Origin of the sequence: Actinomadura roseirufa, from assembly GCF_900659635.1 — a bacterium.
Taxonomy (GTDB): Bacteria; Actinomycetota; Actinomycetes; order Streptosporangiales; family Streptosporangiaceae; genus Spirillospora; species Spirillospora roseirufa.
Genome location: NZ_CAACVB010000097.1, coordinates 1 through 20,554, shown reverse-complemented (window position 1 = coordinate 20,554; position 20,554 = coordinate 1). Strand labels below are relative to the sequence as shown.

Below are 20,554 nucleotides of genomic sequence, written 5' to 3'. Positions count from 1 at the left end.
TTCGATTGCGGCCGAGCGGGGCGCCCGATCGCGGGCGTCCCGCTTCACCGTCCCCTCGCTGGAGCGACGCCGCGGGCCCTGCCCCGCGCCGGGGCCCTGGCGTGCTCCGCGCCGCACGAGGCCGCCTCACCGACCGCGGGTTCCCGGCGAGATGTTCCTGGGCGGGTCAGGCGGCGGGCCGGGGAGCGCCGGGGCGACAGTGCAGGCAAGGCCGGTACCCCGCGGCCTCCGCGGCGGCGAGGGTACGGAAGCCGCGCCGGTGCGCGGGGGTGATGCGGCGGGCGTCGGCGCAGGTGGGATAGCAGACGATGCCGGTGGTGTCGCTGCCGACCAGGAGCGTGCCGCGGGCGGTGAGCGCGGCGAGCTCCTCCAGGTCGACGTCCTCGCCGCGCAGCAGCCGCTCCTTGGCGGGGCCGCCGAAGACGTAGCCGCCCAGGGCGCCGTCCGAGCGGGTGACGCGGTGGCAGGGGATCAGCAGCGGGACGGGGTTGCGGCCCAGGGCGGAGCCGACGGCGCGGACCGCCTTGGGATGCCCGGCCTGCCGGGCGACCCAGGCGTAGGGGCGGACCTGGCCGCGGGGGATGGCGGCGGCGGCGCGCAGCACCGCGGCCTCGAACTCGCTGAGGCCGCGCAGGTCCAGCGGGAGCGCGCCGAGACGTCCGGTGCGCAGGGCGGGCACGAGCCCGGCGGGGGGCCGGTCGGCGGGCAGCAGCGGGCGGGCGAAACGGGCGCGGAAGGCGGTGGCGAAGGCGTCCTCGTCGAGTCCGGCGCGCAGGTAGGCCACGCCGTGGTCGGTGAAGGCGACCTGCAGGTCGGGCAGCGGGCCGGGGACGCGGACGCGCCGTGCGGCGATGCGGTCCAGGAGGGTGTCGGGCGCGTCGGCGGTGAGCGCGGCCAGCCCGGTGGTGAGCGGGTCGGGTGCGCCGGAGGCGGTGCTGTTCATGGGGTGCCCCCTTGCGTGAGGTGCGGCGTGGGATGCTGCGTGGGATCCGGCGCGGTGTGCGCCGGTGATGTGCGGTGCAGGTCGCGGAGCCGGGCCAGTCCGCGGGAGATGTGCGATTTGACGGTGCCCTCGGGCAGGTCCAGCACGGCGGCGATCTCGGCCACGGGCAGGTCGGTGACGTGCCGCAGGACGACGGCGGCGCGCTGGCTCGGGGTGAGCGCGGTGAGCAGGCCGGCCAGTTCCCGCCCGGTCTCGTGGCGGGCGGCGGCGTCCTCGACGCCCTCGGAGGGGTCGGGCGGGTCGGGGGCGTCCTCCAGCGGGCCGGGCGGCGGCCGCCGCGCGGCGGTGCGCAGGCCGTTGCGCCACAGGTTGGTCAGGATCGTCAGCAGCCACGCGCGGGGGCGCAGCGCGGCGATCCTTCCGGTGTCGTAGCCGATGAGGGCGCGGTAGGCGCGCAGGAACGCCTCGGCGGCCAGGTCCTCGGCCTCGGCCCAGCGCCCGCACAGCCGCAGCGCGGTGGAGAACACGACGCCGCGGTAGGCGTCGTAGAGGACGGCGAAGCCGGCGTCGAGGTCGGCGGCGAGCGCCGCGGCGACCTCGGCGCCCCGGTCGGGGGCGCCGCCGGTGTCCGCGCCGCCGGGGCCGCGGGAGGCCGCGGCCGCCCGGCTGTGTGCTTCGTCCGTAACCGTCACATCCGTTCAACACCGCGGGGGAGCGTCCCGTTGCACCCCCGCCGCGGTGCCGGTGGCCGCGCCCGCATGAGCCGTACCCGCCCGTACCCGCCCGCGCGAGCGGCTCCCGCGCGGCCCGGGAGCGTCCGGCCCGGGTCAGCCGAGCCAGCCGGGGCGGATCACCCCGGTCTCATAGGCCAGGACGACCAGCTGGGCGCGGTCGCGGGCGCCGAGTTTGGCCAGGATACGGCTGACGTGGGTCTTGGCGGTGGCGGGGCTCAGCACGAGCCGCCCGGCGATCTCCTCGTTGGACAGCCCGGCGGCGACCAGTTCCAGGACCTCGCGCTCACGGTCGGTGAGGGCGCTGAGCTCGGCGGCGGGCGGCGGGGCGGTGATGCGGGAGGCGAACTCGGCGATGAGACGGCGGGTGACGGTGGGGGCCAGCAGCGCGTCGCCGCGGGCCACGACCCGCACGCCGTGGATGAGCTCGGTGGGTTCGGTGTCCTTGACCAGGAAACCGCTGGCACCGGCCTTGATCGCGCCGTAGACGTAGTCGTCGAGGTCGAACGTCGTGAGGATCACGACGCGGACGGTCTCCAGCCGCGGGTCGGTCATGATGCGGCGGGTGGCCTCCAGGCCGTCCAGGACGGGCATGCGGATGTCCATGAGGACGACGTCGGGCCGCAGCTCGGCGGCCAGCCGCACCGCGCGCTCCCCGTCCCCGGCCTCGGCGACGATCTCGATGTCGTCCTCGCCCTCCAGGATCGAGCGGAACCCCGCTCTGACCAGGGTCTGGTCGTCGGCCAGCACTACCCGGATCACGCCATCTCCTCCATGTGCTCATGCGGGCCGCCGTCCAGCGGCGGCGGCGCCCAAACTCGAAACCCTCCGCCCGGGCCGGGGCCGGCGGTGTCCCGGTCGACCTGGCGGAGCACGCCGAGGACGCCGCGCCCCTCCCGTGGCGTGTCCTCGCCGGCCTCCTCGCTCGCCCCGGGAGCGGCGCCGCGCCGCGCGTTGATCAGGGAGATCCGATGGGGCAGGGCGTCCTGCTCGCGGCCGTGCCGGGCCTCGGCGGCGCACCGCCCGCCCACCCGGGCGCGGTCGTGGACGTTCCGGCCGGTCACGACGGTGCGCGGGAACCCGAGGCCGAAGGAGACCGCGCCGCGCGCGTCCACGAATCCGGCGTCACGGGGCGTCGGCGTCACAGTCACGGCCCCCACCGTAAGCCCACCGCCGTTCCGGGGCCCTCCGGTCGGGCCACGCCGGTGATCAGCGTACCGGCGTGATCGGGCGGGCGCCGCGCGGGCGGCCGGGGCCGCGCCGCGATGGCGGGCGGGGCCGGCGGGCCGGGTCCTTGACTTTCGGCAGTATCAGCGCAGTTCACCGGCTTGTAGCGTGGAGCGGTGAGCGATTCGGCGACCCGTACCCGTCCCGCGGCGCGGGGTTCGGCAGACGGTGACCGTGGCGGGGGCGCCTCGACGGCGACCAGGGCCGCGACCGGGACTTCGGGTGGTGCGGGAGGCAGGGGAGTGCGGTCGAGGACGGCCCGTGACACGGGGACCGCCGCCTGGGCGGCGACGCGCACGACGGTGCGCACGACGGCGCGGAGCGCGCTGCTCAACGCCCGGCCCGGGCGGCTGCGGGAGGCCGTGCGGCGGCCGTCGCGGTCCAAGGTCGTCAAGGACGTGGTGCTGTTCTGCGTCCTGGCGTTCCCGGTCCTGGCCGGGCCGCTGGTGCCGGTCAGAGCGGCCTCGGCGCACTGGTGGGCGGCACTGGCGGGACTGGCGGTGCTCGCCGCGGCGATCGCGGTGAACCGGACATGGCCACTGGCGGCGCTGGTGGTCGTGATCGGGCTGACCTCCGCCGACGGCAACTTCGCGTTCGGCATGCCGTTCCTGTCCTACCTGACGGGGCTGCGGACGGCGCGGACGCGTCCGGTGCTGTGGTGGTTCACCACGGTGTTCGTGGCGGGTTCGGTGCTGAACCTGGCCCGCGGCGACGACGTGACGGCCTGGTTCCCGCTGTCGATCTGGCTGGTGCTGCTGGGCGTCCTGCCGTGGCTGGTGGGCCGTTACTGGCAGCAGTACCAGGAGCTGCTGCGCGCCGGGTGGGAGCGCGCGGACCGGCTGGAGCGCGAGCAGCGCATCATCGCCGAGCAGGAGCGGCTGCGCGAGCGCGCCCGCATCGCCCAGGACATGCACGACTCCCTGGGGCACGAGCTGGCGCTGATCGCGGTGCGGGCCGGGGCGCTGCAGGTGTCGGCGGGGCTCGGCGAACGGCACCGGCAGGCGGCCAGGGAACTGCGCGCCGGGGCGGCCGAGGCCACCGAGCACCTCCGGGAGATCATCGGGGTGCTGCGGGAGGACGCCGGCACGGGTGAGCGCGACGGCCGCGGCGCGCGGATCCGCCCGGCGCGCGAGAGCATCGCCGAGCTGGTGGACCGGGCCCGCGCGTCGGGCGTCCCCGTCCACCTCGTGGACGACCCCGCGGACGGCTTTCCGGGGGACCCGTCGGCGGACTCCGCCGGGGAGCGCGCGGCGCGGGTGGCGGCGGAGCTGGCCGGGGAGGCGGGGTCCATGGTGAGCCTGGCCGCGCACCGGGTGGCCCAGGAGGCGATCACCAACGCGGCCAAGCACGCTCCAGGCGCCGCCGTCACGGTGACCCTGGCGCGCCGCGGCACGCCCGGCGACCCCGGAACCGGGGAAGACGGCGGCGACGAGGGACGCGGCGGGGTGATCGTCGTAACGGTCGTGAACCAGGCGCCCCCGGCGGGCCCGCCGCTGCTGCCCGCCGGAGGCGGACGCGGCCTGACGGGGCTGGCCGAGCGGGTCCGCCTGGCCGGGGGCACCCTGCGCGCCGGGCCGACCACCGCGGGCGGGTTCGAGGTCGCCGCCGAACTGCCCGCCACGGCCTCGGCGCCGAACGCCGCCGCCGGACCACCGGCCCCAGGCGCGCCCGGCCGTCCCGGCGAGGACGGCGAACCGGGGGAGTGGGCCTCGGAGTCGGCCCGGCATCTGGCCCGCGAACGCCGCCAGGTCCGCCGCGGACTGATCATCGCGGTCGCCGTCCCGGCGGGACTGATCACGGTGCTGGCGGCGGTGATGATCGGCTACTTCGGCTACGTGACGCTCAACTCGGTGCTGAAACCCGGCGACTACGCCGCGCTCCGCGTCGGCGACGCCCAGCCGGAGGTGGAACGGGTGCTGCCGCCGATGGAGGTGATCGGCGTCGACGACGTCCGCGACCGGCATCCCGAACCCCGCGGCGCGGACTGCCGCTACTACCATCCGAACGCGAACCTGCTGGGCACCGGCGAGGTCTACCGGCTGTGCTTCCGCGACGGCCGGCTGGCCGCCAAGGGCGTCTACCGCACCGGGACCTCCGGCACGAGCGGGAAGGACGGGGAGTGATCCGGGTACTGCTCGCCGACGACGAGGCGATGATCCGGGCGGGAGTGCGGGCGATCCTGTCCGCCGACCCGCAGATCGAAGTGGTCGCCGAGGCCGCCGACGGCCGGGAGGCGATCGAGCTGACGCTCGGGCTGCGCCCCGACGTGACGCTGCTGGACATCCGCATGCCGCGGCTGGACGGCCTCGGCGCCGCGGCGGAACTGCGGCGAGTCGCCCCGGACACCGCGGTGATGATGCTGACGACGTTCGGCGAGGACGAGTACATCGCGCGAGCCCTGTCATCGGGCGCCAGCGGATTCCTGCTGAAGTCGGGGGACCCGCTGGAACTGCTGGCGGGGGTACGCGCCGTCGCCGACGGCGCGGCGTACCTGTCACCGAAGGTCGCGCACCGGGTGATCACCGAGCTGAGCGGGGGACGGATGTCGGGCGGCGCGGCCGCGCGGCGCCGCACCGCCGGCCTCACGCCGCGGGAACGGCAGGTACTGGCCCTGCTGGGGTCGGGCCTGTCCAACGCCGAGATCGCCGCGCGGCTGCACGTGGTGGAGGGCACGGTGAAGGCGTACGTGAGCGCGATCCTGACGCGGCTGGAGGTCCGCAACCGCGTCCAGGCGGCCGTGATCGCCTATGAGGCCGGTCTGGTCGACGGGATCGCCGACACCTCCCGCTCCTCCTGACCGGCACCCCTGACGCCCCGCTCGTGCCTCGGTTCTGCGCCTGCCGTGCCCCTGCCTTCCCGGTCGTCCTGCCCAGCGGCCACCTCCGCCAGGACCGGCCGCCCGAGCAGGATCCTGCGAACGAGGTACGCGCGGTTCGTCACCGCGCAGGAGGAGAACGCCACGGGCCCGCGTCAGGCTGGAGACCCAGCACGCACCCCGGGGGAAGCACCATGCAACCGCGCACCGCCACCACTCCGCAGCCACCATCAGCCGCGCCGACGCTCGCGCCGTCCGGTGGGGTCCGCGCGGACGACCGCGACCGGGACGCCGCGGTCCAGGCCCTCGCCGACGCCCTCACCGAGGGCGCCCTCGACGCCGCCGAGCACGCCCGCCGCCTCGGCCTCGCCCTGACCGCCACCACCCGCGACGACCTGGCCCGCCTCACCGCAGACCTGCCCGTCTCCCGCGCCGCCCTCGACCGCGCCGACACCGCCCGCCGCGCCGCCCGGGCCGACGCCGACCGCCGCGAATGGTACGGCGAGTGGGGCCACTGGGGCGGCGGCGCCGTCATCATGTCGGCCATCTGGGCCGCCGGCGCACTCCACGCCGGCCACTGGACGTTCTTCTGGCCCGTCGTGCCCCTCGCCATCTGGGCCGCCGTGCTCGTCGCCCACGCCATCCGGCCCGAGCGCACCGGCCGCTGACCCGCCCGAAACCCGCTCGCGTGCCCGCCCGCCCGTCGGCCACACTCAAGATCTTGTGACGTACCTGCACATCTTCGACATGGACGGCACCCTGCTGACCGGGTCCACCGCCAACCTCGAGGTCGCCCGCCACCTCGGCACCCTTCCCGAACTCCACGCGCTCGAGGCCCGCTTCGCCGCGGGCACCCTCGACACCCGCGGGTTCTCCGCCGAGATCCACCGCCTCTGGCACCATCTGACCCCGGCGGTCGTCGCCGACGCCTATGCCGCCGGTCCCTGGCTGACCGGCATCGCCGACGTCTGCGCCGACATCCGCGCCCGCGGCGAGCACTCCGCCGTCATCACCATGTCGCCGGACTTCTTCGCCCGCCACCTGCTCGACCTCGGCTTCGACGATGTCGCGGCCTCCCGTTTCCCGCCCCTGCCCTTCACCGCGCCGCTCGACCCGGCCGGGGTGCTCACCCCCGCCGACAAGGTCCGCATCGCCGACGACCTGCGCGCCCGCCACGGCCTGCCCCGGGCGCGATGCGTCGCCTACGGGGACTCGATGTCGGACGCGCCGCTGTTCCGCCACCTGCCCCACACCGTCGCCGTCAACGCCGACCACCACCTGGCCGGCATCGCCGCCGTGGACTACCGGGGCGGCGACCTCGCCGAGGCCTACGCCCTGGCCCGCACCCTGCTCCCCACCACCTGACACACCCGCCACTGAGACACCCGCCACTGATCCGCCGGCCACCCGCGCGGGACGGCGGCGGAGCGCGGCCCGCCCTCCGTCAGCGCCCCACCGTCAGCGCCTCACGCACCGTCACCGGCCTGCACACCGGGCCCGCCCGGCGCCTCCTCGGCGACATCCCGCACCGCGCCCAGCAGCGGGTGCACCCGCATCGCCGCCTCCAGCTCACCCGGAAGCTCGTCCCGATAGCGGCCCAGCGTCGACAGGTCCGCGTGACCGAGCACGCGGCGCACCGCGTCCATGTCCGTCGCCGCCGCGAGCAGATGCGTGGCGGTGGTGTGCCGCAACCCGTGCGGGGTGACCGCCCGCCGCCGCTCGGGCTCCACCCGAGCCTGCACCCGGTCGATCACCGCCTGCACGTCGCCGCGCGCCAGCCGCCGGCCCCGCCACGACAGCAGCAGCGCCCTGGGCTCGCGTCCCCGGTCCAGCAGCGGGCGCCCCTCCCGCAGGTAGGCGTCCAGCACGTCGGCGACCGGGCGGGGGAGCGGCACGTCCCGCGTCCGCCCGCCCTTACCGAAGATCCGCCAGTACCGCGTCCCGGCGTTGACGAAGAAGTGCTCCCCGTCGGCCCGGGTCAGCTCCGACACCCGCGGTCCCACCGCCGCGAGCAGCAGCACGATCAGCCCGTCCCGCAGCTCGGTGCGCTGATCGGACCGCCCGGCCGCGGCCGGCGCCGCGTCCACCAGCCCCCGCGCCGCGCCCAGCAGGCCCTCCGCCTGCTCGGCGGTCAGCGCCCGCCGCTGCGCCCGCAGCCCGCCCCGGTGCCTGGGCCGCAGCGTCACCGCCTGCATCGGGTTCAGCTGCACCCACCCCGCGGGCACCGCGTACTGGAAGAACGCCGACACCGACCGCCGGAACCGCGCCTGCGACGCCGCGCTCTGCGATGGCGCGATAGGGGAGGACGCGTTGGGGGAGGACGCCGCCTCACCTTCGCCCGCCCCCGCCCGCTGCCCGCCGGCCCCGGAACGGGCGCGCCGCCCGTCGGGCTTGCGCGCGAACCTCAGCAGCACCTCGTCGACGTCCTCGCCGGTCAGGTCGTCCAGCACGCGGTCCGCGCCGGCCAGTTCCGCGAAGGTCACCACGTCCCGCGCGTACACCTCCGCCGTACCGGGGGCCAGCGCCCCCATCGCGCACTTGGCCCGGACCATCGCGGCATAACGGTCGACGGTCTCGGCGACCGTCAGACGCTCGACATCGGTGGGACGCACCCGCGCGACGCTACCGCCCGCCACCGACAGAACCCGTCACGACCCCGAACCCCATAAGATCGGACCGGTGACGGACTGGGAGCTCTTCGACCAGGTCGCCGAGATCGTCCGGGGATCGGCCCCGCCCGGGCTCGGGCGGCTGCACCTGCGCGTGCGCCACAACGGCCTCAAGGCGTGGTTCGGCGACCCCGACCCGCACCCCGAGCACTACGAGGCCCAGATCATCCCCGCCGACATCGCCCCCGGCGCCCGCGAACGGGCCCTGGAGATCGGCTATCACGCCGAGCACCGCGCGGAGGGCGACAACGACACCGCCCTCGCCCGCCTCCTGGCCGCCGAGCCGGCCTGGCGCCCCGCTCTCGGCGACGAGCCCGCCACGGGCCCCTTCCTCGGCCGCGACACCTGGCGCCGCGTCTCCGAGACCTGGCCCGACCCGGACCTGGACGACACCGACGTCCCCTTTGACATCGGCGTCCGCCTCGTCGACTACATGCGCGCCCTGGAACCCCACCGCCACTGACCGACCGATCCTTAGGCCCCCCACGCAAGGTCGCCGCTCACCTCGGCGGCGTCGTCGGCGTCACGCGGGTAGGACGAGGGCGGCATGTCCGGCGGGGGAGGGGAGCGGCGGTGCTGATCGGCACTTCGGGATGGCAGTACGCGGACTGGCGCACGGTCCTGTACCCGCCCGGCCTGCCGCAGCGCGAATGGCTGCGGCGTTACGGCGAGGTCTTCGGCACCGTCGAGAACAATAACGCCTTCTACCGGCTGCCCGCCCGCGAGACGTTCGAGCGGTGGCGCGAGACCTGCCCGCCGGGGTTCGTCATGGCGGTGAAGGCCAGCCGCTACCTCACCCACATGAAGCGGCTCCGCGACCCCGGGGAGCCGGTCGCGCGTCTCATGGCGGCGGCGGACGGCCTGGGCGCCAAGCTCGGTCCCGTCCTGCTGCAGCTGCCGCCGACCCTGCGCGCCGAGCCCGGCCGTTTGGACGCCTGCCTGGGATGCTTTCCCCCGCAGGTGCGGGTCGCGGTGGAGCCCCGGCATCCCTCGTGGTGGACGGGGGAGGTGCGCGAGGTCTTGGAGCGGCACGGCGCGGCCCTGTGCTGGGCCGACCGTCTCGGCCGTCCGCTGACGCCGCTGTGGCGCACGGCGGACTGGCGGTACATGCGCTTCCACGAGGGGGCGGCCGCCCCGTGGCCGTCCTACGGCGACCGCGCGCTGGGCAGCTGGGCACGGCGCCTGGCGGGTCCGGGGGACGTCTACGTCTATTTCAACAACGACCCCGGTGGCGCGGCCGTCCGCAACGCCCTCCGGTTCGCCGAACTCACACAAAGCGACAAACAGGTACAAACTTCTTAAACCAGACAGAATCCCGCTTCTGTTCGGTTAGACGACCATCGCCCGCCACCCCTCCCGGCCCGCGCACCGCGAGCAAGTCCCATCAATCAGCCGCCCCACCTGGCCCTTTACGACAAAAGCTCAGTTCAGGTCGGGGAAACGACAGAGCGCCGACGGAACACCGGGGAAGTCCGCCATGATCCACGAGCCCCGCAAGATCATTGCGGCGGCCTCGGATAGATGCGGGCCGCAGTCGAGCACCAACCCGTCCGCAACGACAGAGCCGCGACGCACCGCGCGAGCCCGGAGCCTCACATCGAGGCGTCCGATGGCGCAGCGCGAACCCCTGAACCCGCGAAGGCGCACCGGGCGCGCATGCACACCGACGGGGCACAAAGTCCCAGTTCAGCCTCTTCTCGTCCCCGTCTCGTCGATGGTCGATAATGTACATTATGTTAAGTAGCTCTTCCGGCGTGGTCTAGCGCGGCCCCCCACCTCTAAGGTGTGGCCCGGTAGGTGGCCGCAGCACCCTCACCGCCCGCGCGTCAACACCCGGTGAGCTTTACAGCGGGCCATTCGCCGGCCGCGTCCCTCTGTCCGTTCGACCACGACCGCCACTGCGGGGACGGGCCCCCGCCACCTGCTGCGGCGGTCTCGCCTTCCCGAAACACGCCAGGCCGCCATAGTTCTCTGGCGGGTTTGCCCAAGGCGTCCTTACGAGACCCGTCGGGCGGGCCTGAGCACGAGCTATGCCGGGAGATCGAATATCGGAGGTGACCCGCGAGCCATACGGGCAGGTCACCCGGCCCGTCCGGAGGTTCGGCCTCTCCCCCGCGAGTGAACCTGGATCATGTCCGGGCGTCTTGATCGGGCAGAATCCGCGTGCGGACAGCCACCACGAATGATCCATCTAACCCTCCGGTATCTCGTTCTTTGACACGGTCCACGGGATATTTGGGGCTGTCCAGATCAAACGGACGTTTCGTTTCTGGTTCCCGTGCCCTGCGAGCGGGGCCCGGGAGGAGGAGGCTTTCCCTTGTCTCGAACGATTCCCTTCCGCAAGATCGCCCCAGTGCTGCTGCGCGACCCACTGGAGGCGGTCGACCGGATCGGTGTCATGTCCGGCGGCGACGTGGTGCGGCTGAACTTCGGCGGCATGCGCCCCTGGCTGGTGACCAGGCCGGCCGACCTCGAACACATGCTCATCGACAACAAGCAGAACTACGTGCGCGGGGGGTGGCTGTGGCAGCCGCTCAGCAGGCTGCTGGGCAACACCAGCGACGAACGATGGTGGACCAAGCGCGAGGTGTTCGCGCGGATCGCGTCGGGCAAGAGCATCCGGGCCTTCGCCGACCAGATGGCCATCACCGTCACGACGGCGGTCGACGAGATGGCCGCGCGCGGCGCGGCGGGTGAGCCCCTCGACGCGGCCACCGAGATGGCCCGCCTCATCCACCGGATCATCACCAAGGTGCTGCTCGGCGACAGGATCACCAACGAGCAGGCCGACTACTTCGGCGAGAACCTGATGGCGGCGTCGAATGCGATGCACCCACGGCTGATGTTCCCCTTGGTCCCCAACTCGGTGCCGTTCCCCGGCGACGGGAGGCTCCGCCGTGCGGTGCGGAACATCGACGGCCTGGTGTTCCCGCTCGTCCGCGAGGCCCAGCGCACGGGCCCGCAGGGCCTGGACATCGTGTCGCGGCTGCTGGAGGTCCAGATGCCCGACGGGAAGCCCCTCACCCAGCAGGAGCTGCGCGACGGGATGGTCGCCATGTTCGTGGGGGGCACGGAGACGACCGGGCCCGCGATGACTCTCCTCTGGACGGTCCTGCTTCACAACCCCGAGATCAGGGAGGCGCTCCAGGAGGAGGTCGACCGCGTCGTCGGCGACGGGCCGCTCACCGGGGCCCATCTGTCCGAGCTGACCTACGCGCGCAACACCGCGCTGGAGATGCTGCGCCTGTTCCCGCCGGGCTGGATGCTGCCCCGCAAGATCGTCGAGGACGACGTCATCGGGGGCGTGCGGGTCCGGGGCGGCAACCTGATCGTCATGAGCCCCTACCTCACCAACCGGCTTCCGGAGGTCTGGGACAGGCCGCTGGAGTTCGATCCGTCCCGGCACGAGCGCGGCGCGGCGGAGCGGCCCACCTTCTCCTATCTCACCTTCGGCGGAGGGGTGCACGCGTGCGTGGGCAAGCCCTTCTTCCTGGCCGAAGTACAGATGATCATCGCTGCGATCATGAGCCGGTACCGCCTGGAGATTCAGGGAACGCCGTCGGCTCGGCCGAGTCTCGGGCTGACGCTCCACCAGCGGGACCGGTCGAGTTTCGTCGTGAGCAGGCGCTAGGCGAGTCGCCGGCCGTGGACGACCAGTGGCCTCGCGGGGTCGCGGTGCTCTCTTAGTTGAACGGCCTGGTCACCTCTCCCCCGCCGTTCCCCCCGCCGTGCGACCGGTGAACGCGGCGGCGGCCGTTGGGCGGCGGGGGTGGCGGTGCCGGTGGACGGCCGGGTCGGGGGGGCGTGCGTCCGACGGTGAGGCGGATCCGCCCATAGGGGGCGCCGGTCGCCTGGGCCGTCCAGGTCTCGGGCAGGCAACTCTGGACGCGGTGATCTTCGGTGCGGCGCCGGGCCGGGCCGGGCCGGGCCGGCTCGCGCCGGGGCTGAGCCGTGTGGAGCAGGGTCTGTGAGAGTCGGCGGGACGTTCGGGTCGGGCCGGGCGTGGTGGAGGTGGGCGGTGGCGACGGTTGGAGGGTCGAGCGGCCCGGACGTGGTGCGGGGCGTTCAGGAGAGGGCGGCGCGTGCGCTTCCGGCGGAGCGTGTGACCAGGGCCGGTGGGTGGTGGCTGCGGTATGCGCCGGGTTGTTCCTGGTGGGCGGGGGCGGTGCTCCCTCATGGTGGCGTAGGGCCGGGCGGGTTGGTCGGCAGAGTCACCGAGGTGGAGGAGTCCTATTCCGGGTGGGGCGCCACGGTGCGGTTCCAGATCAGTCCGGGTGCGTGTCCGGACGGGCTGGACTCGGCGCTGGCGGAGCGGGGTTATCGCCGTGAGGGTTTGATGTCGCTGCAGGGGGCGCCGACCGGGCGGGTGCTGGAGGGGGCCGGGGCGTGTCCGGTGGAGGTCCGGGTGCGGGACCGTCCGACGGAGGCGTGGTTTCGGGCGTGGTGGGCCGTGCACGGCATTGGTGATCGCCGTTCGGAGTGGGAGATGCTCGCCCGCGTGGGGCGTCCGTCGGCCTTCGCTTGCGTCGTGGACGGTGACGAGGTCGTGGCGGTCGGCCGTGCCGTCGCCGACGCGGGGTGGGCGGGTGTGTTCGGCATGGCGACGCTTCCCCGGGCGCGTGGGAAGGGCGTGGCGCGCGGAGTGCTGGGGGCATTGGCGGGATGGGCGGCCGGGCAGGGCGCCGATCGCATGTATTTGCAGGTGGAGCGGGGCAACGGTCCCGCTCTCGGGCTGTACGGGCGGGCGGGTTTCCGGGAGATGTGCGCCTATCACTACCGGGTCGCGGTGGGGTGATCTGGTCGCCGCTCCCCTCCCCCGGTCGCTGTTGGGGCCGTCGGGTGTCGTCGCCGGTGAGACGTCCGGTCCGGCGGCGCGCGGTGTGGGGCTGAGGGGGGCGGGTCAGCCGGTGACTTTGGCGAGGAAGGCTGTCAGGTTGGCGGTGGTCCGTGTGATCAGCTCGTCCAGGGTGAGGGTCTCCTGGAGCCGGCCGCCGGGCCCGGCGTGCTTCTTGCCGCGCAGGTAGAGGGAGCAGGCCAGGTCGGTGCAGAGGTAGGCGCCGACGGAGTTGCCGTGGTGGCCGTCGCGTCCGGCTCTGCGTGCGCTCAAGAGGGTGACGCCGTCGCCGGTGTGGGTGGTCAGGCACAGTGAGCACATGCTGCGCCGCATGTGGCCGGGGCGGGGGGCGCCCAGGCGCAGCGCGACGCCGGTCAGTTCGTCGCCGGTTTCGGTGACCAGGTAGGCGCGTTGCGGTGCCGCCGGGTCGCGCCAGCCGAGGAAGTCCAGGTCGGGCCAGGGGCGGGCGTCCAGGTCGCGGGGCATGGCCAGTCGCTGGGCCTGTCCTCTGGTGACGTTGACGAACGATGCGCGGACGTCTCGCTCGGTGACCGGTCTCATGCCCACGATCCTATAAGCATTAGGCAAATTCTCAATACATCTAGGCTGGGTGACGGTCCGTGGGTGTGCGGCGTCTTGGCGCGTCACCGGCGTCCTCGACGCGTTGTTCCAGGCCGTCGAGGATGAGGGCCGGCCCGGATTCGAACGCCGACTCGTGATCGATGACCGGGACGCCGGGCGGCGGGTCTTGGCCGCCCCAGGGAGTGGCGTCCGCCTGTTCCTCGAGCACGCAGCCGACCGTGAAGCGGCCGGCGTGCAGGCGCGTGCCGTCGCGGCGCAGCAGCAGCGGGCGCCAGAAGCTGCGGGAGTTCTCCAGGAACCATGCGCGCCGGTCGTCCGGCGGCGCGGTCGCCGCGCGGGTCGGCCGGGCATCCGGAAACGCCCGGTGGCCCCCCGGGCGGCGAGCCGTGGGGGGCGTTGTCAGCGGGTGGGGGCGGTGAGGGTGCGGTGCCGCCAGAGGTGCAGGGCGGCGGCGAGCATGCCGGTGGTGATCAGCGCCAGCAGGACGCGGTGGTCGACGGCGGTGATGAGGGCGGCGCCGCCCAGCAGGGAGAGGGTCTGGGGTCCGCTGGTGAAGGTCTCGGTGGCGGCGGTGGCGCGGCCGAGGAGGTGGCCGGGCGTCCTGCGCTGCAGGAGGGTGACGGTGCCGACGGCGGAGAGGGCGAAGCCCGCGCCGGCGACGGTCTTTCCGGTGAGGACGGCGGGCAGTGCGGCCTGGTGCGGGGTGGTCGCGGCGCACAGGGCCGTGCCCGCGCCGAAGGCGGCCAGGCCGCACGCGGTCGCGGCGATCTCCCCGGCGCGGGTGATGGCGGGGGCGGCGGCGAGGCCGCCGGCGATGGCGCCACTCCCTGGGCGCAGGCCAGGACGCCGATGAACGCGGCGGGGCGGTGCAGGCCCCGGTCGACGACGGCGAAGGACACCGGTTCGCCGAGTCCGAGGGCGAGCCAGGCGAGGGCGGAGGCGGTGGTGACGCGGCGCAGGGCCGGGTCGTCCATGAGATGGCGGACGCCGGCGGAGGTCTCGGCCCGCCACGTCCGGCCGGCGCGGGCCCGCGAAGCGCCGGCCGGACGGGCGGGAGGTGTCGGGGTCGCCGGCTCGGGCGGGCGGATCGCGGCGACGCAGGCGGCGGCGATGAGGAAGGTCGCCGCGTCGGCCAGGGCCGCGGCGGCGCCTCCGGCGGCGGCGAACAGCGCGGCGCCGGTCAGGGGCCCGGCGATCCTGAGTCCCTCCTTGATGGTCTGCAGGCCGCCATTGGCGGTGGCGAGGTGCCGTTCGTCCAGTAGCTGCCCGAGCAGTCCGTTGAGCGCGGCGGCGCCGACGGCCAGGAGCGCGCCGTACTGGGCGGCGACGGCGTAGAGGATCCAGGTGTCGGCGGGGTCGTGGACGGTCAGCAGCGGCAGGAGGATCAGCGCGGAGGCGAGGTTGGCGGCGATCAGGACGCGGCGGCGGGAGCCGTGGTCCAGGAGCCGCCCGGCCAGGGGCGCGGCGGCGCAGGGGGCGGCCAGGCACAGCAGCACCAGGCCGGCGGCGGCGTCGGATCCGGTGAGGGTCTTGGCCCAGATCGCCAGGGCCAGCAGCATGATCGAGTCGCCGGCCATGCCGGCGGTGAGGCCGAGGGTGAGCAGGCGCAGGTCGCGGTCGCGCCACAGTAGCCGCATCAGGTGCCGCTCGCGGGGCCGGGCGGCGGGTCCGGGGACTCCCCCGCCTGTTCCGGTCCCCCGGGTTCGGGTGGTTCGGCGGGCCGGTGCTCGTGCGGGGGTGCGGGGTCGGTGGGGACGGCGGAGGTGAACAGGGTGATCTGGCGGCTGCCGGGTGGGCGTCGCGCGGGGTCGAGGCGGCGGTCGCGGTAGCGGTCGCGGATCCGCTCGAGGTCCCGGTTGAGCTCGGCGAGTTCGGCGGCGGTCGCCCAGACGGTGGTCTGGCCGAACCCGGCGGCGTCCTGCCAGGTGGGCGGGTCGGTGCGGCGCCAGGCCTGCCAGCCGCGCAGGCGGCCGAACTCCTGTTCCATGAACAGGGCGCTGAGGTCGTCGCTGGCGGCGGCGACCGGGCCGGTCTCGCCGCTGTCGCCCCAGTAGAGGGGGCGGCCGGCGGGCCGCCAGGGGCGCCGGCGGCCCTGGCGCGGGCCGGTCTCCTCGGCGAAGCCGTGCTTGGCCAGCTGCCGCAGGTGCCAGGAGCAGCTGGCGGGGCTCTCGCCGACGTGCTCGGCGACGGTGGTGGCGGTGGCCGAGCCCAGTTCGTAGAGGACCTGCAGGATCCGCAGGCGCAGGGGGTGGGCCAGGACGCGCAGTTCGCGGGGGTCGGTCAGGTGGCGGGGCCGTCCGCGCTCGGCGGCGGCGTCGGTGTCGTCGGTGTCGTCCATGGCGCCGACCCTAAGCCTGGAAGGGCTCTTTTGAAAGAGGCGTTCGAAAGACTCTTTCGATCTGTGGCACCGGTGCGGTAGGACCACCGCGGTAGCGGCGGGCGGGGCGTACATCTGGGGGTGTAGGCGCCGCCGGGCCGGTACGCCAAAGGCGCAGCGCGGTTGGGCACCCGCGCCCGATTCGCCGCGGGGGCCCGCGGGCCGAGGATCGTACGGTCCCGATCGAGCGACTTTTGTGGAGTGTGTGCAGATGGGTGACCCGCTCATGCTGGCGCGGGTGCAGTTCGCGCTGACGGCAGGCACGCACTTCCTGTTCGTGGCGCTGACGCTGGGGCTGGCGACGCTGGTGGCGCTGATGCAGACCCGCGCGACGATCTCGGGTGAGGCCGTCCACGCGCGGATGACGCGGTTCTGGGGCCAGCTGTACGTGGTGAACTACGCGGTCGGCATCGTCACGGGCCTGGTGATGGAGTTCCAGTTCGGGTTGAACTGGGCGGGCATGTCGCGGACGGTCGGCGGGGTGTTCGGGGCGCCGCTGGCGCTGGAGACCGTCGTGGCGTTCTTCGTGGAGTCGACGTTCCTCGGCCTGTGGATCTTCGGGTGGGAGCGGCTGAACCGGTGGCTGCACCTGACGCTGATCTGGGTGGTGACGCTGACGGCGTACCTGTCGGCGTACTTCGTGCTGGTCGCCAACGGGTGGCTGCAGCGTCCCGTCGGCTATGAGATGCGCGACGGGCACGCGCGGCTGACCGACGTGGGCGCGCTGCTGGGCAACCCGACGGCGTTGCTGGCGTTCGGGCACGTGCTGTTCGGGGGGCTGCTGACGGCGGGGTTCTTCCTGGCGGCGGTGAGCGGCCACCACCTGCGCCGCCGCACCGCCGAGGTGGAGCTGTTCCGCAAGTCGATGCGGACGGGCCTGCTCACGGTGATCCTGGCGGTGATGCCGGTGGTGATGCTGGGCGCCGCGCAGTTCGGCTACCTCCAGCCGACCAAGTCGGGCGGGGGCGCGAAGGCGGCGGCGGCCGAGGCGGACTTCACGGCGCGGTTCGGGCCCGACCACTACAGGGCGCCGGGGCTGGCGCAGGTGGCCGCCGGGGTGATGATGCTGATGTGGCTGCTGATGGTGACGGTCGCGGTCGTGGCGCTGGTGATGTTCCCGTTCCGGCGGTGGCTGGAACGCGGCCGGGTGTTCCACGTCACGATGATCGTGGCGCTGCCGCTGCCGTACGTGGCGATGATCGCGGGGTGGGTGTTCCGCGAGGTGGGCCGGCAGCCGTGGATGGTGTACGGGGTGCTGAAGACCCGCGACGCGCTGTCGGACACCGGCACGGGGACGATCACGGCGTCGTTCCTGCTGTTCACGACGCTGTTCGCGGTGCTGACCTGCGTGAACGTGTGGCTGCTGGCGCGGTTCGCGCGGCGCGGCCCGCAGGAGCCGGGGCTGGGCGCCGGCGCGGCGTCGGCTCCGGCGCCGGTGATGACGCCGACGTTCTGAGCGTTCGACGATTCCGAGGGCTGTGACGGGAGCCGATGATGGAGTTTCTCGCGGTGGTGATGCTGGCGGTGTTCACCGCCGGGTACCTGGTGCTGGCCGGCGCCGACATCGGGGTGGGGATGCTGCTGCCGTGGCTGGGCCGCGATCAGGACGAGCGGCGGCTGGTGATCGCCTCGTTCGCGCCGTTCTTCCTGGGCAATGAGGTGTGGCTGGTGTCGGCGGCGGGGATCGTGGCGGGCGCGTTCCCGGGGCTGGAGCACACGCTGATCGAGGGCCTGTATCCGCTGGTGGTGATGTTGCTGGCGGGGTGGGTCATGCGGGACATGGGGCTGTGGCTGCGCGGGCGCGTCGACGCGCCGCGGTGGCGGGGCTGGTGCGACGGCGCGATCGTGGCGGGCAGCTGGGCGCTGGCGCTGGCGTGGGCGTCGGTGCTGGGCTCGCTGCTGGTGTCGGCGATGTCGGGCGGGACGGGCCTGAACGCCGGGACGGTGCTGGGGCTGCCGCTGGCGGCGCTGTTCGCCTGGCACGGCGCGGGGTTCGCGCGGTGGCGGCTGCCCGAGGACCTGGCGGCGCGCGCGGCGCGGGTTCCGGTCCGGTACGCGGTGTCGGGCGCGGTGCTGGTGGCCGTGGCGGTCGCGGCGGGTTCGGGGCTGTCGTGGTCGGACGCGGCGGCGGAGGGGTCGGCGCTGTCGATGACGGCGGTGACGACGGCGGCGGTGCTGCCGCTGCTGATGGCCGCGCAGGGCCTGGTGTGGTGGACGTTCCGGGGGCGGGTCGAGTCGCCCTCCTACCTGTAGCGCGGGGTGGCCGGGCGGTGGCGGCGGTCAGGGTGGCGGCGGTCGTGAGGGCGGTCGCGTGAAGGCGGTGGAGCGGCGGCTGCTGCGCCGGATGCCGCGGCGGGTGCCGGTGGCGCTGGGCGTGCTGGCGGCGGGACAGGGCGTGCTGCTGGTCGTCCAGGCGGATCTGCTGGTGGCGGCCGTGGCGGGAATGTCGGCGGGGCCGCTGCCGTGGCTGGCGGCGGCGGTCGCGGGCCGTGCGGCGCTGGCGTGGACGGTGTCGCTGGTGGCGGGGCGTGCCGCGGCGGCGGTGAAACGGGACCTGCGCGGCGCGCTGCTGGCCGCGCCGTCCACCGCGCTCCCCCGCCCTGCCGTAGGCGACCCGCACGGCGACCCGGACACCGGCGCCTCCCCCGGCACCGCCCCGAGCGTGGGCGGGGGTGTGCGGGAGGCGGCCGGTGCGCGGGTGACGTTGCTGACCCGCGGCCTTGACGCCCTCGACCCGTTCCTGGCCGGATACGTGCCCCAGCTGCTGGCGGCGTGCGTCGTCCCCGTGGTGGTGCTGGCGCGGCTGGCGGCGGCGGACTGGACGTCGGCGCTGGTGGTGGCGGTGACGCTGCCGCTGCTGCCGGTGTTCGGCGCGCTGGTGGGCCTACGCACCGCGGCGCTGACCGAACGCCAGTGGGGGCTGCTGCACCGGCTCGGCGGCCACTTCCGCGACGTCCTGGCGGGCCTGCCGACGCTGCGGGCGTTCGGCCGCACCGGGCACCAGTCGCGGGTGGTGCGGGAGCTGGCCGGCGAGCACCGCCGCGCGACGGGCCGGGCGCTGCGGGTGGCGTTCCTGTCGGCGCTGGTGCTGGAGCTGGTGTGCGCGCTGTCGGTGGCGCTGGTGGCGGTCCCGGTCGGGCTGCGGCTGCTGGAGGGCGGCATGGCGCTGCGGACGGGGCTGCTGGTGCTGGTCCTCACCCCGGAGGCGTATCTGCCGCTGCGGGTGCTGGGCTCGCGGTTCCACGCCGCCGCCGAGGGCGTCGCGGCGGCGCGGGAGGCGTTCGCCGCGCTGGACGCCGCGCCCGGCCCGGCCGGAGGGACGGCGGCGCCCGGCGGCACCGCCCCGGAGATCGTCCTGGAGGACGTCACGGTCCGCTACCCCGGGGCCCGCGAGGCGGCGCTCGACGGGGTGTCGCTGCGGGTCGCGGCGGGTGAGCGGGTCGCGGTGACCGGGCCGTCCGGGGCGGGCAAGTCGACGCTGCTTCTGGTGCTGCTGGGCCTGGTGTCGCCCGACTCGGGCCGGGTGCTGGTCGACGGCGTGGACCTGGCCCGCCTGGACCTGGCGGCCTGGCGGTCGCGGCTGGGCTGGGTGCCGCAGCGGCCGCACCTGTTCGCGGCGAGCGTCGCCGACAACATCCGGCTCGGTGACCCCGGCGCGGACGCCGACCGGGTCGCTGCCGCCGCCCGCGCCGCGGGCGCCGCCGAGTTCGTCGAGGAGCTGCCGCACGGGTACGAAACGGTGCTGGGCGAGGGCGGCGCGGGGCTGTCGGCGGGGCAGCGGCAGCGGCTGGCGGTCGCCCGCGCCTACCTGTCGGCCGGGCCCGTGCTGCTGCTGGACGAGCCGACCGCGCGGCTGGACCTGCGCAGCGAGCGGCTGTTGCTGGCCGCGGCGCGGGGGCTGCTGCGGGGCCGCACCGCGGTGATCGTGGCGCACCGCCCGGCGCTGGCCGCCGCGGCGGACCGGATCGTCCGCCTGGAGAACGGCCGCCTCTCCCCCGTCCCGGACACCGGCCCAGGAGGCCGGGACCCGCGCCCGGCGATACCGGGAACGGCGCCGACCAGCGGGAACACCGGCGGCAGCGACGCCTCCGGCGCGACGGCAGGTGGTGACGCCTGCCCCCGTCACGACACCGCGGATGACGGCGCCCGCGCACATGTCCCGCCCCGCGCGGCCGATGAGGCGAGCCTCACCGCACAGACCGGTGCGGAAACCGGCGGACCGGCCTCCGCGACCGGGCAGGACGGCGCCGCCGGCGGCGGGACGCCCGGTGGACCGGCCGGTGGGGGCGGGCGCCCGGGGGTGGCGGCGTGAAGACCGAGCGGAGGACCGAGCTGGCGGCGGTGCTGGGCGCGGTGCGCCCGCACGCCGGGCGGCT

General features: G+C 74.9%; 20 protein-coding genes. 11 read left to right on the top strand and 9 right to left on the bottom strand.

Annotation, left to right across the window (positions count from 1 at the left end; all coding sequences use genetic code 11):
* Positions 1-166: 166 nt before the first annotated feature.
* The 4 genes from E1291_RS20975 to E1291_RS20960 all read right to left on the bottom strand — a co-directional run bounded on the left by E1291_RS20975 (position 167) and on the right by E1291_RS20960 (position 2,825).
* Positions 167-943 carry a methylated-DNA--[protein]-cysteine S-methyltransferase gene (locus E1291_RS20975; protein ID WP_131739540.1) on the bottom strand — a complete coding sequence of 259 codons (777 nt, stop codon included), beginning with the start codon at positions 941-943 and terminating at the stop codon, positions 167-169.
* Positions 940-1,635, bottom strand: coding sequence for an RNA polymerase sigma factor (locus E1291_RS20970; protein WP_131739539.1), 696 nt, complete (start codon positions 1,633-1,635; stop codon positions 940-942). Before E1291_RS20970 ends, E1291_RS20975 begins: the two co-directional genes overlap by 4 nt.
* A gap of 135 nt (positions 1,636-1,770) precedes the next feature.
* Positions 1,771-2,436, bottom strand: a complete 666-nt coding sequence (locus E1291_RS20965) for a response regulator (RefSeq protein WP_131739538.1) — start codon at positions 2,434-2,436, stop codon at positions 1,771-1,773.
* On the bottom strand, positions 2,433-2,825 hold the full coding sequence (locus E1291_RS20960) for a hypothetical protein (RefSeq protein WP_131739537.1): 393 nt from the start codon (positions 2,823-2,825) through the stop codon (positions 2,433-2,435). The genes E1291_RS20965 and E1291_RS20960 overlap by 4 nt, the downstream gene beginning before the upstream one ends.
* Before the next feature lie 318 nt (positions 2,826-3,143).
* On the opposite strand from E1291_RS20960, the gene E1291_RS20955 reads away from it, so the two are divergent.
* The 4 genes from E1291_RS20955 (at position 3,144) to E1291_RS20940 (ending at position 7,081) form a co-directional block, all read left to right on the top strand.
* Complete coding sequence (locus tag E1291_RS20955; RefSeq protein WP_207400848.1) at positions 3,144-5,024, top strand: sensor histidine kinase; 1,881 nt, start codon at positions 3,144-3,146, stop codon at positions 5,022-5,024.
* The gene (locus tag E1291_RS20950; RefSeq protein ID WP_131739536.1) at positions 5,021-5,698 is read left to right on the top strand and encodes a response regulator; all 678 of its coding nucleotides are present in this window, start codon (positions 5,021-5,023) and stop codon (positions 5,696-5,698) included. The genes E1291_RS20955 and E1291_RS20950 overlap by 4 nt, the downstream gene beginning before the upstream one ends.
* Positions 5,699-5,910: 212 nt before the next feature.
* The gene (locus E1291_RS20945) at positions 5,911-6,384 is read left to right on the top strand and encodes a DUF1707 SHOCT-like domain-containing protein (RefSeq protein WP_131739535.1); all 474 of its coding nucleotides are present in this window, start codon (positions 5,911-5,913) and stop codon (positions 6,382-6,384) included.
* A 55-nt stretch (positions 6,385-6,439) separates the two neighbouring features.
* Positions 6,440-7,081 carry an HAD family hydrolase gene (locus tag E1291_RS20940; RefSeq protein ID WP_131739534.1) on the top strand — a complete coding sequence of 214 codons (642 nt, stop codon included), beginning with the start codon at positions 6,440-6,442 and terminating at the stop codon, positions 7,079-7,081.
* A gap of 101 nt (positions 7,082-7,182) precedes the next feature.
* Here the strand turns inward: E1291_RS20940 and E1291_RS20935 are convergent, their stop codons facing one another.
* Positions 7,183-8,328 (bottom strand): tyrosine-type recombinase/integrase, encoded by a 1,146-nt coding sequence (locus tag E1291_RS20935; RefSeq protein WP_131739533.1) that lies wholly within the window; start codon positions 8,326-8,328, stop codon positions 7,183-7,185.
* A gap of 67 nt (positions 8,329-8,395) precedes the next feature.
* On the opposite strand from E1291_RS20935, the gene E1291_RS20930 reads away from it, so the two are divergent.
* The 4 genes from E1291_RS20930 to E1291_RS20915 all read left to right on the top strand — a co-directional run bounded on the left by E1291_RS20930 (position 8,396) and on the right by E1291_RS20915 (position 13,180).
* Positions 8,396-8,848 (top strand): hypothetical protein, encoded by a 453-nt coding sequence (locus E1291_RS20930; protein ID WP_131739532.1) that lies wholly within the window; start codon positions 8,396-8,398, stop codon positions 8,846-8,848.
* A 110-nt stretch (positions 8,849-8,958) separates the two neighbouring features.
* Positions 8,959-9,687: a DUF72 domain-containing protein gene (locus E1291_RS20925; protein WP_131739531.1), complete on the top strand. Its 729-nt coding sequence runs from the start codon at positions 8,959-8,961 to the stop codon at positions 9,685-9,687.
* A 1,015-nt stretch (positions 9,688-10,702) separates the two neighbouring features.
* Complete coding sequence (locus tag E1291_RS20920; protein WP_131739530.1) at positions 10,703-12,016, top strand: cytochrome P450; 1,314 nt, start codon at positions 10,703-10,705, stop codon at positions 12,014-12,016.
* Between the two features lie 336 nt (positions 12,017-12,352).
* Positions 12,353-13,180, top strand: coding sequence for a GNAT family N-acetyltransferase (locus E1291_RS20915; protein ID WP_442316390.1), 828 nt, complete (start codon positions 12,353-12,355; stop codon positions 13,178-13,180).
* Between the two features lie 105 nt (positions 13,181-13,285).
* Here E1291_RS20915 and E1291_RS20910 read toward each other — a convergent pair whose 3' ends face one another.
* The 4 genes from E1291_RS20910 to E1291_RS20895 all read right to left on the bottom strand — a co-directional run bounded on the left by E1291_RS20910 (position 13,286) and on the right by E1291_RS20895 (position 16,139).
* Positions 13,286-13,780, bottom strand: coding sequence for an FBP domain-containing protein (locus E1291_RS20910; RefSeq protein ID WP_131739528.1), 495 nt, complete (start codon positions 13,778-13,780; stop codon positions 13,286-13,288).
* A gap of 40 nt (positions 13,781-13,820) precedes the next feature.
* Positions 13,821-14,009 (bottom strand): hypothetical protein, encoded by a 189-nt coding sequence (locus tag E1291_RS43330; RefSeq protein WP_207400847.1) that lies wholly within the window; start codon positions 14,007-14,009, stop codon positions 13,821-13,823.
* Positions 14,010-14,271: 262 nt separating this feature from the next.
* A complete protein-coding gene (locus tag E1291_RS20900) occupies positions 14,272-15,438 on the bottom strand; it encodes an MFS transporter (protein ID WP_131739527.1) in 1,167 nt (388 codons plus the stop codon).
* Positions 15,438-16,139 carry a winged helix-turn-helix domain-containing protein gene (locus E1291_RS20895; RefSeq protein WP_165495219.1) on the bottom strand — a complete coding sequence of 234 codons (702 nt, stop codon included), beginning with the start codon at positions 16,137-16,139 and terminating at the stop codon, positions 15,438-15,440. The genes E1291_RS20900 and E1291_RS20895 overlap by 1 nt, the downstream gene beginning before the upstream one ends.
* Before the next feature lie 250 nt (positions 16,140-16,389).
* On the opposite strand from E1291_RS20895, the gene E1291_RS20890 reads away from it, so the two are divergent.
* The 3 genes from E1291_RS20890 to cydD are packed head-to-tail and all read left to right on the top strand — an operon-like array spanning position 16,390 to position 20,490.
* Positions 16,390-17,634, top strand: coding sequence for a cytochrome ubiquinol oxidase subunit I (locus tag E1291_RS20890; protein ID WP_131739525.1), 1,245 nt, complete (start codon positions 16,390-16,392; stop codon positions 17,632-17,634).
* A gap of 38 nt (positions 17,635-17,672) precedes the next feature.
* Complete coding sequence (locus tag E1291_RS20885) at positions 17,673-18,431, top strand: cytochrome d ubiquinol oxidase subunit II (RefSeq protein WP_131739524.1); 759 nt, start codon at positions 17,673-17,675, stop codon at positions 18,429-18,431.
* 58 nt (positions 18,432-18,489) lie between these two features.
* Positions 18,490-20,490, top strand: coding sequence for a thiol reductant ABC exporter subunit CydD (gene cydD, locus E1291_RS20880; protein WP_242614275.1), 2,001 nt, complete (start codon positions 18,490-18,492; stop codon positions 20,488-20,490).
* Positions 20,491-20,554 lie beyond the last annotated feature (64 nt).